This is a genomic window from Paenibacillus mesophilus (genome assembly GCF_005938385.1).
GTDB classification, from domain to species: domain Bacteria; phylum Bacillota; class Bacilli; order Paenibacillales; family NBRC-103111; genus Paenibacillus_AB; species Paenibacillus_AB mesophilus.
In genome coordinates, this window is the sequence record NZ_VCRA01000042.1 from 16,541 (window position 1) to 30,376 (window position 13,836).

Consider the following 13,836-nt stretch of genomic DNA (forward strand, 5'->3'; position numbering starts at 1 on the left):
AGCTTCGCCCGGACGGACACCGTCACATGCTTGCCGGCGCGGATACGCCTACCAGCTTGAGCACGTTGCGGATGACGATCCGCAACGCGGCAAGCAGGGCAAGACGGGCTTGCGTCAGCTCCGGACGATCGGTAATGACCCGCTCCGCCTTGTAATAGCTGTGGAACTGGGACGCCAGCTCGTACACGTACCGGATAAGCCGGTGCGGGGCATATTGGGCGGCGGCTTCGGCCAATTCGGCCGGCAGCTCTCCCATTTTGCGCAGCAGGTCGAACTCGGCCTCCGTCTGCAGGGCGGACAGATCGACTTGGCCGTGCGGCTGTACGGTTACGCCCTGTTCCTCCGCCTGACGGAAAATGCTGCAAATCCGCGCATGGGCATATTGGACATAAAATACGGGGTTTTCATTCGATTTGGAAATAGCCAAATCCATATCGAAATCAAGATGGGAGTCGTTGCTGCGCATCGTGAAGAAGTAGCGGATGGCGTCTACCCCGACTTCGTCCATCAGATCCTCCATCGTAACCGCTTTACCCGTACGCTTCGACATTTTTACTTTTTCGCCGTTCTGATACAAACTTACCATCTGGGCGATCAGTACGGTCAGCTTGTCCGGATCGAAGCCGAGTGCGGCCATCGCGGCTTTCACCCGCGGAATATATCCGTGATGGTCCGCTCCCCAGATGTTGATCATCTCGTCGAAGCCCCGTTCGTACTTCGTACGGTGGTAGGCGATGTCCGGGGTCAAGTACGTATAGCTACCGTCGTTCTTGATGAGCACCCGGTCCTTGTCGTCGCCGTACGGCGTCGTCCGAAGCCAGGTCGCCCCTTCCTCCTCGAAAATGTGTCCGTTCGCCCGCAGCTGCTCCAAGGCGGGGGCGATTTTGCCGGTGTCGTACAAGGATGTTTCGCTGTACCAAACATCGAAGTTTACGCCGAAACGGGCCAAATCCCGCTTGATTTTGGCAAGCTCCTTCTCCAGTCCGTACGATTTGAAATAGGCGCGGCGTTCCGCTTCGGACAATGCGGCGAGCTTGTCGCCTTCCTTGTCCATCAGCTCTTGGGCGAATTGCTTGATATCTTCGCCGTAGTAGCCGTCCTCGGGCATCTCCGCGTCGCGGCCGAGCGACTGCAAGTACCGGACTTCAATCGATCGCGCCAAGTTGTCGACTTGATTGCCCGCGTCGTTGATGTAATATTCTCGGGAGACGTCATAGCCGGCGAAGTCGAGCACATTGCAGAGCGCATCGCCTACGGCCGCTCCCCTCGCATGACCGAGATGAAGGCTCCCCGTAGGGTTCGCGCTGACGAATTCGACTTGCACTTTCTTGCCTCCGCCTGCCGGCACCCGTCCGTAATCGGCATCCGCCTCCAGCGCTTCATGGACGACATCGTACAAATAGCTTCGATCCATGAAAAAGTTGATAAATCCCGGTCCGGCAATGTCGACCTTGGCGATATATGCCTTCTTCGTATCGAGACGCTCTATGAGACGCTCCGCAATTTGACGCGGGTTCTGCTTGGCCACGCGGCTAAGCTGCATGGCGATGTTCGTGGATAAATCGCCGTGAGCCTTTTCCTTGGGCACTTCCAGCACAATATTCGGCATTTGCGACCGTTCCGCAATGCCCGCCTCGGCGACCGCCTGCGTGATCGTCTCCTGCAATAAAGCTTCAATCCGTGCGATTACGTTCATTCCGTACGATCCTCCTCAATCACTAGCCTCAACCGAATTCTGCCTGCATGGACGCCGTCGGCATACATGTCATAGCTCCAAGCAAGCGAGCCGATTCCATCCGACAGCTTGCGCTCGATCCCGTGAGTCGCCACTTCCAATTGCATGCGTCCCTGCGGAAGGGCATAGGTGCCCGCCGTCCGCGTCCCGGAGCGGAAAGTCAGATCGGACTCGACATCGCCATGGCGAATCACTTTCACCTGCTCATCGTCCCACTTCACCGTAGCGGTCGTCCTCCCCATGTCCGAGTCGGGCTCCGCATAGCGCAAGTAGTACGAATCATTCATATGGTACAGCTCGCCTTGCGCGTGCTGGATATGGGCTTGCCCCGCTTGTTTGCTTTCGATGCGGATTCGGACTTTCCGTTTCATGGCCATCGAGCGCTCCCGTTTCCTTGCTGGAATTTAACGCTGGTACACAATGGAGGAGATAAATGCGCCATTATGCACCAGTTCCTAAGTGTATCGCACCGCGTCCCGAAATTCAACGAATTATGCCGAAAACAAGCATCTCTCCAAAGAAGTCAAGCTTCGGCGGAGAGCCGTTCGATGATCAGCAGCACATTACGGATGATATGATACGGATCTTTGACCGGCAGCGCTACCACTTTATCGAGAGGCTGTCCGTCGCGGTCCCGGATCTGAATCCATTCGCCGACGGACGCATCCGGGTTCGGGAACGTCCGGAACACGTATTCGTGCGTCTTCTCGTACAGAGCGGCGAAATCGTCATCGCCCGTCAGACGGTACGCAAGAAGCGTCGTATACAGCGCCTCGGAATGCGCCCACCACAGCTTGCTATCCCATGTGTTCAGTACGTTGGCATCGAAAGCCGTCCCCCGGTCCGCCCCTCTCGGCGGCCCGCCTTCACAATCGACATAGTGGAGAAGTCCTCCGAACGTCTCGTCCCATCCGATCGCATAAGCCCGCTTGATCGCCCGGGATACGCGGTCGATCCAGACCGGATTCCGCTCCTTCTCCGCTTCATGCAGTACAAACCACATATCCTCCAGCGTATGACCCGGATTCAGGTGGCGCGATACGACCCAATCCTCGTCGCGGCTGCCGTCGGCTCGAAGCACCTCCGCCACCGTATCGTCCGGTTGGAAGAACGTCGTAAGAATTTCATTCGCGTACGCCACCCGTCTGGAGGAAAGCTCGCCCGACCGGGGATGTCCGGAAGCTTGCAGCGCTTCATGGACAGCCTGCGCCACGTTCAGCATAATCATCGGGATCGAGTGCGATTTGAACGCGTCCGGCAGCGTGTACGGCTCGCTGCGCAAATCTCCGGACGCGATCCGTTTCTCGAGGCGGTCGAACAGCCTGAGCGCTTCGGCGATCGTCCCGGCATCTCCGCTTACCCGGCCATATTCCGCAAACCCCATCGCTAAGAAGCAATCGACGAACAAGCTGATGTCGTACCCTTTGCCCGGGTACACTTCCTTCTTGTCGCCTTCCCGCGTAAGCAAGTAAGCGCAGTTGCCGTTATCCATGACAGCGTGACGCCGCAGAAAGCCAACCGTCTTCGCCGCGTGGGCCAAATATGCATCCGCATCGCCTTCCAGCATGCCCCGCCGCACCGCATCGGCGAGCCGAGCGAGCACCCATACGAATCTTCCTTGGGACCATACATATTTGTCCGTGCTGGTCCGGTTCTTCCCGTCGTTGGAGAAGCAGGTGAACACACCCCCAAGCTCGTGGTCAAGCGCCTTATCGTTCCACCAGAAAGGCAGCAAAGTATCCGACAAATGACGTTTGTAATCGTCGAGCAGTCCAATCGTTTCCAACCGCGGCATCGGCAATTCTCCTCCATCTTTCCCGGCATGCGCACCGGAATTTATTAGCTGAAAAAAAAGATGAAGGGCGACCTTCATCTTTCGGGTTTGACGTGGTGTAAGGTTATTTGATCAAGTCTTCGACGAACTTGGGCAGTGCGAACGCGGCCTTGTGCAGGCGCGGCGTGTAATACTTCGTCTCGATCTCGGGAATGTTCGCCTCGTCCACCTGCAGCGGATCGTACGATTTGCTTCCCATCGTAAACGTCCACAACCCGCTCGGATATGTCGGGATGTTGGCTCCGTACACGCGAACGATCGGGAAAATCTCGCGAACGTCCCGGTTGACGGTGCGGATCAAATCCGCCTTGAACCATGGGTTGTCCGTCTGCGCAACGAAAATGCCGTCTTCCTTGAGCGCCTCGTAGATGCCTTGGTAGAAGCCGCGGCTGAACAATTCCACCGCAGGTCCGACCGGCTCCGTCGAATCGACCATGATAACGTCGTACGTATTTTTATGATCATGAATATGCATGTATCCGTCATTGACGATGACTTGCACGCGCGGGTTATCCAGCTCGCCGGCGATTTCGGGCAAATATTTTTTGGAATACTCGATCACTTTGCCGTCGATTTCGACCAGTACCGCTTTCTCGACTTGGGGGTGCTTCAGCACCTCGCGTATGACCCCGCCGTCTCCGCCGCCGACTACAAGCACGTGCTTCGGATTCGGATGCGTGAACAACGCGGGATGGGCCACCATCTCATGGTAGACGAACTCGTCGCGCACCGTGGTCATGACCATGCCGTCCAATACGAGCATGCGGCCCCATTCCAACGTATCGATGATCGCCAAGTCTTGAAAATCCGTCTGCTCCCTAACGAGGGTTTCTTTGATTTTGGCCGTAATGCCGAATTCCTCGGTCTGTTTCTCGGTATACCACAGTTCCATGAGGGTCATCCCTTCCTTCCCTTAATTCGCTTCCTTCATTGTACCACAAGGCACAAATTGTATTATAGTAAAACACCGCAAAAATGCAACGGGCCGATGCAAAATGCGCCGCCATTCATAAAAATTTAATAGGAACCGGGCGAAAACGGATACAATTGCGCTTTTTCTTCGATTTCCTTGAATAGCGGGCCTTCTCGCACCCCATACTAATAGTAGTTTCCAAAGATGCCCATCGAAGGAGGAGCCGCTATGGAGGAAACCGATCGTAGCGCTAACGGCCGCAGCGGGGGAAGCCGCTCCAGGCAGGAGCGCCGCCCTAGAAAGGGACGGTTCCGCAAATTCATGACGTTTTTGTTCAGCTGCGGCCTGCTCGGCGTCTCGGGGCTTGTCGTGCTTGCGTTATATTTGCATTCCCAGGCGCTCCCGGCAGGTACGTTCACCCAGCCGTCGCAAATGTACGACATGCACGGCGAGCTGATCACTTCTTTCCAATCCGGCCAAAACCGCGAATTCGTGCCGCTGAACCATATACCGAAGTCGTTGATCGATGCGACGCTTGCCATCGAGGACAAAAGGTTCTACGACCATGTCGGAGTCGATTTGCGCGGCATCGCGCGCGCCGCCGTCGTGAACGTCCAGCATATGGACCGGGTGCAGGGAGCGAGCACGCTGACCCAGCAGCTGGCAAGAAATTTATATTTGACCCAGGACCGCACCTGGTCGAGGAAAATCAAAGAAGCGATGTACGCGGTCCAGCTTGAAATGCAGCTGAGCAAAGATCAGATTATGGAGAAATATTTGAACGAAGCGACCTATTACGGCAATTCCGCATACGGCGTACAGGCGGCATCGAAGCTGTTCTTCGGCAAAGACGTAAGCGAGCTGTCGCTCGCCGAGAGTGCGCTGATCGCCGGCGTGCCCAAAGGACCGCGCTACTACTCGCCTTATTTCGATATGGAGAACGCGAAGCAGCGTCAAGAGCTTATTTTGACCGAGATGGCGAATCAAGGGTATATTACGCAGCAGGAAGCGGAGAGCGCGAAGCAAGAGAAGCTGGCCATTCAGCCCGCGGCCAAAAAAAACACGGTCGTTCAAGCGCCGTATTTCCGCGACTACGTGCGCCATGTGGCGATCGAAAAGCTCGGCATCGACGAAAGGGAGTTCGACGAAGGCGGCATCCGGATCTATACGACGCTCGATCTCGATATGCAGAAGGTCGCCGAAGAAGCCGTCGCCAAGCAGCTCGACGACAAGGACGAGCTGCAGGCGTCGCTTGTAGCGGTCGATCCGCGCACCGGTTACGTGAAGGCGATGGTCGGCGGCAAAGACTACGGCAACAACCAGTTCAACCGGGCCATCTCCGACAGCCGGCAGCCGGGCTCCGCGTTCAAGGCGTTCGTTTATTTGACGGCGCTGCAGCAGCCGGGCTTCTCCGCGGTCAGCCGGTTCAAGAGCGAGCCTACCGTGTTCACCTACGACAACGGACGGAAAACGTATACGCCCAACAATTTCGCCGGCAAATACCCGAACGGCTTTATCGACCTGCGGGAAGCGATCTCCAAGTCGGACAATATATACGCCGTGCAGACGATCATGCAGGTCGGCGCGGACAAAGTAATCGAGACGGCCCGCAAAATGGGGGTGACGAGCCGACTCGAGCCGCTCCCGTCGCTTGCGCTCGGGACGTTCCCGGTCAGTCCCCTCGAGATGGCGGCCGCCTTCGGGGTTATCGCGAATCAGGGCGTACACGTCGAGACTACGGTTATCACGAGAATCATTTCCTCGGGCGGCAAAGTACTGTACGAGGCTAAGCCCGGAAAGGTAAGGGTCGTCGAGCCGGAGTACGCCTATACCCTCACCAATTTAATGAAAAGCGTGTTTGACCCGGGAGGCACGGCCAGCCGCGTAGCGGAGCAAATCAAGCGTCCGGTGGCCGGCAAAACCGGCACGACGAACACCGACGCCTGGATGGTCGGCTTCACGCCCGAGCTCGCGACCGCCGTCTGGGTCGGCTACGACCGGGACCGCGTCATCAGCTCGGTGGAATCGTACAAGGCGTCCCCGATCTTCGCGGACTTCACCGAGCATGCGCTTGAGGCCGTGCCCCCGAAGCTGTTCCCGATGCCGGACAACGTGGTCAGCGTCTACATCGACCCCGCCACGGGCAAGCTGGCAACGGACAAATGCCAGGGCGCCCGCGCGGAAATATTCGTCAAAGGAACGGAGCCGACCGAGTACTGCTCGGAGCATGGCACGGCACCGGCTGCGGACGGCAAAAACGTGCAGAAAAAGGGCGGCGGCTCGTGGTGGGACGATTTGAAGCGTTGGTGGAACGATTAAGGAACGGTCGCGTCATTACGTGCGCGAACGGTTCGTTCCTCCCGCGGCAGCACAAAAAGGCAGACGAAAAGTTCGTCTGCCTTTTTGCTGTCCTAGTATATTGTGCAAATATACTCCAATTAGTTTAACCGAGAAGCTTCAATCCCACAACGGGTGACACACAATCGACACAAATATGAAAACGGCCGGCGACTATTCACGATACGAGCGTTATAAATGAACACAACTATCACGCGCCAGCTCCGTACCCTTATGCCAGTCCCTGCTTCAAAGCCTCTCCCGATCTCTCCCACCATTCCGCATTATGTCCGATGAGGACGTTCCGCAAAGCCGCTTTCTCCGTCTCGCTCAGGCCGTCCAAAATGATGCGCCCCTTCAAGGCGTAATCCATCTTGTTGACGTGATCGGCGAGAATTTTCCAGCCTCTTCTCGCTTCGGAATCGACGAGCATTTCGCAGGCCGTAGCGCCCGAGTAAAACGGCCCTTCCTCGGTTCTGCCGACGTACACCCATACGATCCAGCATTTGCGGCCGTTCGGCACGTCGTCCTTGTTCATGGAGAACTTGACGCCCCGCTCGACTTTGCTCTTCGCATGAATCGCGCCCAAATCGATGTATGCTTCGTCTCCGTCTATGATGACACTGGATAAATTGGACAAGTCGAGCGCACCCGCGCCGAAGCCTTTATGTTCTTTGCTGCTGACAACGTTCAGCGCCAGCTTCTTCTTCTCATTGGTTTCCATGTTCCGCTTCACCTTCCATTATCCGACTCGCGAAAAATCATTCCGTTTGCATTCATTTTAGCTAATATTCCGCGAAAAGCAAACATATACATGCTGTAGATGCTTGTCAACGGGGTGAGATTCGTTTATGATCAACCGCCTGTTCAAACGCAGCACACTATGGCTTGTCCTCCTTGCACTGCTTGCCGCGACGATTACCGTCCTAATCGCGGAACGCCCCGGGTCCTTTGCATCGTTGTCCTTCCTGAACGAGCCCGGGCCCGCGCCCCAACCGCTGGAACCTCCGTCGCCGACCGTCAAGGATACGCCGAAGCCGCTGAGCAACCGGATCGTGGAATATCATATTACCGTCCAGTTGGACGCGGAACAGAAGACGCTGACCGGCGCTCAAGCATTGACGTGGAAAAATCCGGGAACGCAGCCCGTCAGCGAGCTTTACTTCCATTTGTATCCGAACGCGTTCCAGTCGAAGAAGACGACCTTTCTTCGCGAATCCGGAGGGAAGCTGCGGCAGGACGAGATGAAGAGCGACAGCTTCGGCCACATGACGATCGAATCGATTACAACCCAGGACGGCGCCGACCTGGCTCCGTCGATGCAATTCGTGCAGCCCGACGACGGCAACAAGCAGGATCAGACTTTGATGAAAGTACGGCTCCCTCAACCGGTCAATCCCGGCGGCGAGGCGACCGTCAAGATTCGTTTCTCGGTCAAGCTCCCCCGCGTATTCGCCCGTATGGGCTATACGGACGATTTCGTCATGGCCGGCCAATGGTTTCCGAAAGTCGCCGTCTATGAGAAGAAGGACACGCGCGGAAGAGCCGAGGAAGGCTGGAACCTCCATCAGTATCACGGCAACTCGGAATTTTACGCCGATTTCGGCATGTACAACGTGCGCATTCAAGTTCCGACCAATTACACAGTGGCGGCTACCGGCTTCCCCACCAAGCCGGCTTCGGACGACGGAACGAAGAAGACGTACCAGTTTTACGCCGAAGACGTTCATGACTTCGCCTGGGCGGCTTCTCCGAACTTCCTGTACTTCGAGGAACCGTTCTCCACTCCTCACGTACCCGGCGTCAAAATCAAGCTGTACCTCGATCCCGCGCACAAAACGCTGAAGGACCGCTATTTATACGCGGCGAAGCGGGCTTTGGCCAAATACAGCGAATGGTTCGGCACCTACCCGTACTCGACGTTGTCCATTGTCATTCCTCCCCCGGGCGGAAACGGTGCCGGCGGCATGGAGTACCCCACTCTCGTTACGGGCTGGGAAGCGGCCGGAAATACCGACAGCTTCGAGCTCGAGCGGGTGATCGTGCACGAAATCGGCCACCAGTACTGGTACGGGATGGTCGCGAGCAACGAATTCGAGGAGGCGTGGCTGGACGAAGGGTTTACTTCCTACGCGGAAGATTTGCTCATGGCGAGCGAATTCGGCGTGAAATCGAACTTCCCGCTCGAATCGACCTATGTCACAAGTCCGGAGCCTCTCAAGCAAGCTTCCTGGCTGTACGGCGGACACGGCCGTTACGCCGATAACGTCTATACCCGCGCCAAGCTCGTCTTGACCGGCATCGAGAAGCAGATCGGACAGAAGCAGATGCTCCGCGTGCTGAAAACGTATTTCGAGCGTTGGAAATTCAGACATCCGGGGACAAGCGATTTCCAGACCGTACTCGAAAGTGTCACGAAAACGAGCTGGAGCGAATACTTCGAGCAGTTCGTATACGGCGGCAGCATGACCGACTACGCGGTTGAGCAAATCCAGACGCGCAAAGTGAAGCAGGATGACAAGACGGTGTACGAGAATGCCGTTCTGATCAAAAAATACGGCGGCCACTATATGGACGTGCCGATCCGCTTCCACTTCACGGACGGCTCCGATGTGGACAAAAGCTGGGACGGCAAGGATCCTCAGGTGCTGTACACGATTACGAGCGAATCGCCGATCGAATGGGTGGCGATCGATCCGCAGCAGACGATGATTTTGGAAACGAAACGGATCAACAATTTCATGCAGGTGTCTGTCGACGACAAATGGAAAGTACGCTGGAATATCGGAATCGTCAAATTGATCGAGACCTTGTTGAACGGGGTCGCCTGGTGAGGGGAGGGCCGCTTATGCTCGGCTATTTGAAGAACGGATTCAAAACGACGACATCGCAGAAGTTTCTCCTTCTCGTCCTATGGCTGTATCATTTCGCGTGGGGCTTCCTGCTTCTCCTGCTCGTGAAATCGGTCGTCGTCCCGCTGATGCACCGGTTCCCCGGCCAGCATCTGTCTCCGGGCGCCTCCCATCTGTTCATGGCGGAGAGCCAGTTCCGCCTGATGAAAACCGACATCAGCCACACATACTTGTGGCTGATGCTCGGATTCGCCGCCGCGCGGATGCTCATTACCCCGCTTCTGAACGCAGGCGTCTATTATTCGATCCATAACGCCCATTTGAATTCGGGCTACCGGTTTCTGCAAGGAATACGGCAGCTTGGCAAACCGTTCTTCGGCTATTATTTGATTCAAATGCTGCTAACGCTCGCCCCGTTATATTGGCTGTATCCGATAGCGAAAGAAGCGTTTGCGAAGCAAAGCGATTACACGGCGCTGGGGCTCGCGCTGCTGCCTTGGGCCGCGGGATACGTCCTGTACGGCTTTCTGCTCCGCTTATGCTTCGTCTATATCCAGCTCGGCAGAACGGCGGAGGAAGGGCTCGGCAAGTCGCTCTGGCTATTCGTGCGCAGGTTTCCCGTCATCGCGGTACTCGCCCTGATCCTTATCGCCATGTCGGGAGTCGTAACGGCCGCCGCTTTATCCGCCTCCCTGATTTGGGCCGGCATCTCCGCCCTCATACTTCAGCAGCTGTTTCATATCGTGAACATGCTGTTCAAGCTTTGGACGATCGCGACACAGTACCACGTATATGCGGGCGAGGCCGGTGAAGTTTGAAGTCAAGCAAATGAGCAAGAACCTCCTTTCTTTCGCGGAAAGAGGTTCTTTTTCTTGTTTTTTAGTTCTTTTTAAAAAAAATTTGATTTCATCAAAAAAATTGTAGGAAAAAAGCAGGAAATCTATCGGAAAAGGCGAATTATAATTACCCGGAAACAAAATAATCGAAACATGCCGAATTTCTGCGCGAGCAGGAAACGGGGGAACCATTCCGGGTGAATTGATCTCGCATGAAAGTGATCATAGGGCACCTTCAACCGAACCCTCAGCTAACCTCGTAGGCACCGGAAGGAGTCGCCTCTTTGAAAAAGGCAGCTATTGTATTGACAACAATGGTCGTTCTGTTCTGTGCTCAGATTGGTAGCGCTTTCGCGGAAACCGTCCTCGACAAGACGGTCAGCGAATATATCGGCACCAAGTACAAGAGCGCGGGAACGACCACGAGCGGATTCGACTGCTCCGGCTTCACGATGTTCATATTCAACAAGATTGGCATCGAGCTGCCCCACCAATCGAAATCGCAAGCAACCAAAGGGTATTGGATCGATAAAAAAGATCTGAGACCCGGAGATCTGGTGTTCTTCAACACCGACGGCAAAGGCATTTCCCACGTCGGCATCTATCTCGGCAACGACGAGTTCATCCACTCGGCGACCGACGATGGCGTTGTGAAGAACAACATGAACGAGAAGTATTACAAAACTCGTTACGTGTCCGCCCGCCGAGTCATCTGGGACGACCTCTACAATGAACTGGTAGCGGACGCTAAGTAAGATGCGGGAACAACCGGACAAGCACAAGCCCGGCAAGCGCGGATATTCCGCCTTGCCGGGCTTGTTACTTGTAACGGAGCCGCTCACGTCCGGTCCGACAAGAAGCGGCACGGCTGACGGATCTCCGGCCTTTTCGCCGCAGACGCCGACACGCTTCCCTCACGCGTGCGCCGATTCGACCGCGTGTCGGATCAGGCGAAGCCCCCGCTCCCCGCACAATGTTGACGACGTACTATTCCGGGATTGCGGCTTGACTGACGGTGGCGATATGCTCGGCAAACTTTCCGGCCGGTGGCGGCATCGGATCGCCTGTGCGCACATACAGCCCTATCGGATTGTCCAGCCGGACCCCTTCTACCTTCACTCTGGCGACCTCGCCGCGCTCGATGCTCTCCCCCGCTTCCAGAGCCGAGGCCAAGGACGCTCCGTATCCGGCGGCCACCGCCTTGATCGCTTCGCCCGTTCCGCTGCATTGCAAGCCGATTCCGGGCGCGGCTATACCGTGCAGCCGGCACAACGCTTCGAGCAGCTCCCTTCCGTAGCTCCCTTCTTCCCGTACGACGAACGGCTCGGCCAGCAGCTGCCCGAGCGTCGACTCCCGGCCCGCCAGCGGATGATCGGCCGGTACGATAAACCATAGCTCATCGTGCATGATCGGTTCTTGCTCCAATCCGGCCGGCAGCTCTCTCCTGCCTCCCACAACGGCCAAATCCGCCTCATAATGCAGCAGCCGGTCGAACGCTTCGCGCGAATTAACCGTCGTCAGAACGATGTCCACGTTCGGATACCGCTTTTTGAACGACGCAATCCATCCAGGCAGCAGCATATGGGCCGGCAAGTACGTAGCCGCTATCCGCAGCCGTCCCCATTCGCCGGTCCGGATTCGCTCGGCATCGCGTTCGATCTCGCGTTCCAGCGCAAACAACCGTCTTCCTTGCTCGGCCAGTCTCTCCCCGGCCTCCGTCAGAGACATCCCTCGCCCTTGCGCGCGAAACAGGATAAGTCCCAGCTCGCGCTCCAGATTGCGCAGCTGCGCGGTCACCGCCGGTTGGCTGATGCACAGCCGTTCCGCCGCTTTCGTGACCCCTCCGCTTTCCACCACCTCGTAAAACATGCGAAATGCGTGCAAATTCATGCGTATCGTCCCATCAATTTATTTTATGATATATGAATGAATATATATTAGATTTATGCTTCTTGTTCCCTTATTCTATAGCTGCGGCGCCGCGACGACAAGCACAGGGCACAGGAGGATCGATCGAATGAAATTCGTCTGCACACAATGCCATAAGGAAGCCCTTGTTTCGGAACGCGGCTTGTACCGCTGCGTATGCGGAGGGCTGCTGGATACGATCCACGACTTTAAAAATATGGATGCACAGCGTCTTAAATGGTTGTTCGATTCGCGGCTTGCGGAGCGCAACACGCCTCTTGCCGGCGGAGTATGGCGGTATAAGGAACTGATCCATCCCGAACTGCCGATCGAGCGGATCGTGACAAAGTACGAAGGAAACACGGGGCTGTACGACAGCGAGGCGCTGCGGACTGCTGCGGGGGTACGGAGGTTATGGATAAAGGCTCAGAGCGAGAACCCTAGCGGCTCGTTTAAGGATAATGGCATGACGGTCGCCGTCTCGCACGGCCGCTGGCTCGGTTACGACCGCTTCGCCTGCACCTCGACCGGGAATACGTCATCCTCTATGGCGATGTATGCGGCACTGGCGAACGCGGAAGCCGTCGTTTTTCTTCCTTCGGAAGCGGTATCGCGCAACAAAGCACTACAAACGGAAGCTTATGGGGCTAGGATGTTCAGGACGACGGGAGGATACGACGACGGCCTCCGTTTCCTGGATCGGTACGCGGATTCTCTCGGGCTGTATATATGCAACTCGATTAATCCGCTGCGTATCGAGGGACAGAAGAGCATCGTTTTCGAGCTTGCGCATCAGCTCCGCTGGAAGCTGCCGGATTGGATCGTCGTGCCGGGAGGCGCATTAAGCAATGCCTCCGCCCTCGGCAAGGGACTGACCGAGCTTCGCGACATCGGCTTCATTGATACCGTACCCCGAATTGCCGTTGTCCAGGCGGAAGGCGCTTCTCCGTTCCACCGGATGATCCAATCGGGACAGCGGTCGCTAATACCGGCATCCAGACCGGATACGATCGCCAACGCGCTCCATATCGGCAATCCTCCGAATTGGCCGAAGGCGCTGCGCTACGCCATCGAATTTGCCGACGGCGTAACCGCTTCCGTAAGTGACGAGGAGATTCTTGAAGCCAAGGCTCTTATCGACCGGAGCGGTATCGGTTGCGAGCCCGCTTCGGCTGCGACGCTCGCCGGGCTTCGCAAGCTTGTCGCCGCGGGCACGGTCGGCAAGGACGAAACGGCGGCCTGCCTGTTGACCGGAAGCTTGCTGAAAGATACAGACGCTATTGAACTTTCGTTGCGATTCGACTCGCCGAATCTGGCCGGGCCATTGAATCCCGTAGAGCTCACGATCGAGAATATACGGCACGTGCTTATGTAGACGGAAATCCCCTGACGCTCCTGCTTAGCAGGCTTCAGGGGATCTT

The 13,836-nt window shown here is 56.5% G+C and carries 11 protein-coding genes and 1 riboswitch; of the genes, 5 read left to right on the forward strand and 6 right to left on the reverse strand.

Going from position 1 to position 13,836, the window contains the following annotated elements; genetic code table 11:
* Window positions 1-22: 22 nt before the first annotated feature.
* The 4 genes from argS to speE form a co-directional block, all read right to left on the reverse strand.
* A complete protein-coding gene (argS, locus tag FE783_RS34655; protein WP_138883977.1) occupies window positions 23-1,696 on the reverse strand; it encodes an arginine--tRNA ligase in 1,674 nt (557 codons plus the stop codon).
* Window positions 1,693-2,106, reverse strand: a complete 414-nt coding sequence (locus FE783_RS34660; protein ID WP_158302193.1) for a YwiB family protein — start codon at window positions 2,104-2,106, stop codon at window positions 1,693-1,695. Before FE783_RS34660 ends, argS begins: the two co-directional genes overlap by 4 nt.
* Window positions 2,107-2,258: 152 nt before the next feature.
* On the reverse strand, window positions 2,259-3,530 hold the full coding sequence (locus FE783_RS34665) for an AGE family epimerase/isomerase (RefSeq protein WP_138883979.1): 1,272 nt from the start codon (window positions 3,528-3,530) through the stop codon (window positions 2,259-2,261).
* A gap of 103 nt (window positions 3,531-3,633) precedes the next feature.
* Window positions 3,634-4,461: a polyamine aminopropyltransferase gene (gene speE / locus FE783_RS34670; protein WP_138883980.1), complete on the reverse strand. Its 828-nt coding sequence runs from the start codon at window positions 4,459-4,461 to the stop codon at window positions 3,634-3,636.
* A gap of 249 nt (window positions 4,462-4,710) precedes the next feature.
* On the opposite strand from speE, the gene FE783_RS34675 reads away from it, so the two are divergent.
* The gene (locus FE783_RS34675) at window positions 4,711-6,801 is read left to right on the forward strand and encodes a transglycosylase domain-containing protein (protein WP_138883981.1); all 2,091 of its coding nucleotides are present in this window, start codon (window positions 4,711-4,713) and stop codon (window positions 6,799-6,801) included.
* Between the two features lie 250 nt (window positions 6,802-7,051).
* Here the strand turns inward: FE783_RS34675 and FE783_RS34680 are convergent, their stop codons facing one another.
* Window positions 7,052-7,543: a YwhD family protein gene (locus tag FE783_RS34680; RefSeq protein WP_138883982.1), complete on the reverse strand. Its 492-nt coding sequence runs from the start codon at window positions 7,541-7,543 to the stop codon at window positions 7,052-7,054.
* 127 nt (window positions 7,544-7,670) lie between these two features.
* Between FE783_RS34680 and FE783_RS34685 the strand changes: the two genes are divergently transcribed.
* The 3 genes from FE783_RS34685 (at window position 7,671) to FE783_RS34695 (ending at window position 11,262) form a co-directional block, all read left to right on the forward strand.
* On the forward strand, window positions 7,671-9,653 hold the full coding sequence (locus FE783_RS34685) for a M1 family metallopeptidase (protein WP_138883983.1): 1,983 nt from the start codon (window positions 7,671-7,673) through the stop codon (window positions 9,651-9,653).
* Between the two features lie 14 nt (window positions 9,654-9,667).
* Window positions 9,668-10,489 carry a hypothetical protein gene (locus FE783_RS34690; protein WP_138883984.1) on the forward strand — a complete coding sequence of 274 codons (822 nt, stop codon included), beginning with the start codon at window positions 9,668-9,670 and terminating at the stop codon, window positions 10,487-10,489.
* 162 nt (window positions 10,490-10,651) lie between these two features.
* A riboswitch (cyclic di-AMP (ydaO/yuaA leader) is annotated at window positions 10,652-10,788 on the forward strand.
* 3 nt (window positions 10,789-10,791) lie between these two features.
* A complete protein-coding gene (locus FE783_RS34695; protein ID WP_238403363.1) occupies window positions 10,792-11,262 on the forward strand; it encodes a C40 family peptidase in 471 nt (156 codons plus the stop codon).
* Window positions 11,263-11,494: 232 nt separating this feature from the next.
* Here the strand turns inward: FE783_RS34695 and FE783_RS34700 are convergent, their stop codons facing one another.
* Window positions 11,495-12,397: a LysR family transcriptional regulator gene (locus FE783_RS34700; RefSeq protein WP_138883985.1), complete on the reverse strand. Its 903-nt coding sequence runs from the start codon at window positions 12,395-12,397 to the stop codon at window positions 11,495-11,497.
* Between the two features lie 127 nt (window positions 12,398-12,524).
* Here FE783_RS34700 and thrC point away from each other — a divergent pair, with 127 nt between their 5' ends.
* Window positions 12,525-13,790 (forward strand): threonine synthase, encoded by a 1,266-nt coding sequence (thrC, locus tag FE783_RS34705; RefSeq protein ID WP_138883986.1) that lies wholly within the window; start codon window positions 12,525-12,527, stop codon window positions 13,788-13,790.
* The last annotated feature ends 46 nt before the right edge of the window (window positions 13,791-13,836 follow it).

Coding starts and splice junctions, on each gene's coding strand:
- argS (WP_138883977.1), bottom strand. CDS start 1,696: ATGAACGTAATCGCACGGATTGAAGCTTTATTGCAGGAGACGATCACG.
- FE783_RS34660 (WP_158302193.1), bottom strand. CDS start 2,106: ATGAAACGGAAAGTCCGAATCCGCATCGAAAGCAAACAAGCGGGGCAA.
- FE783_RS34665 (WP_138883979.1), bottom strand. CDS start 3,530: ATGCCGCGGTTGGAAACGATTGGACTGCTCGACGATTACAAACGTCAT.
- speE (WP_138883980.1), bottom strand. CDS start 4,461: ATGGAACTGTGGTATACCGAGAAACAGACCGAGGAATTCGGCATTACG.
- FE783_RS34675 (WP_138883981.1), top strand. CDS start 4,711: ATGGAGGAAACCGATCGTAGCGCTAACGGCCGCAGCGGGGGAAGCCGC.
- FE783_RS34680 (WP_138883982.1), bottom strand. CDS start 7,543: ATGGAAACCAATGAGAAGAAGAAGCTGGCGCTGAACGTTGTCAGCAGC.
- FE783_RS34685 (WP_138883983.1), top strand. CDS start 7,671: ATGATCAACCGCCTGTTCAAACGCAGCACACTATGGCTTGTCCTCCTT.
- FE783_RS34690 (WP_138883984.1), top strand. CDS start 9,668: ATGCTCGGCTATTTGAAGAACGGATTCAAAACGACGACATCGCAGAAG.
- FE783_RS34700 (WP_138883985.1), bottom strand. CDS start 12,397: ATGAATTTGCACGCATTTCGCATGTTTTACGAGGTGGTGGAAAGCGGA.
- thrC (WP_138883986.1), top strand. CDS start 12,525: ATGAAATTCGTCTGCACACAATGCCATAAGGAAGCCCTTGTTTCGGAA.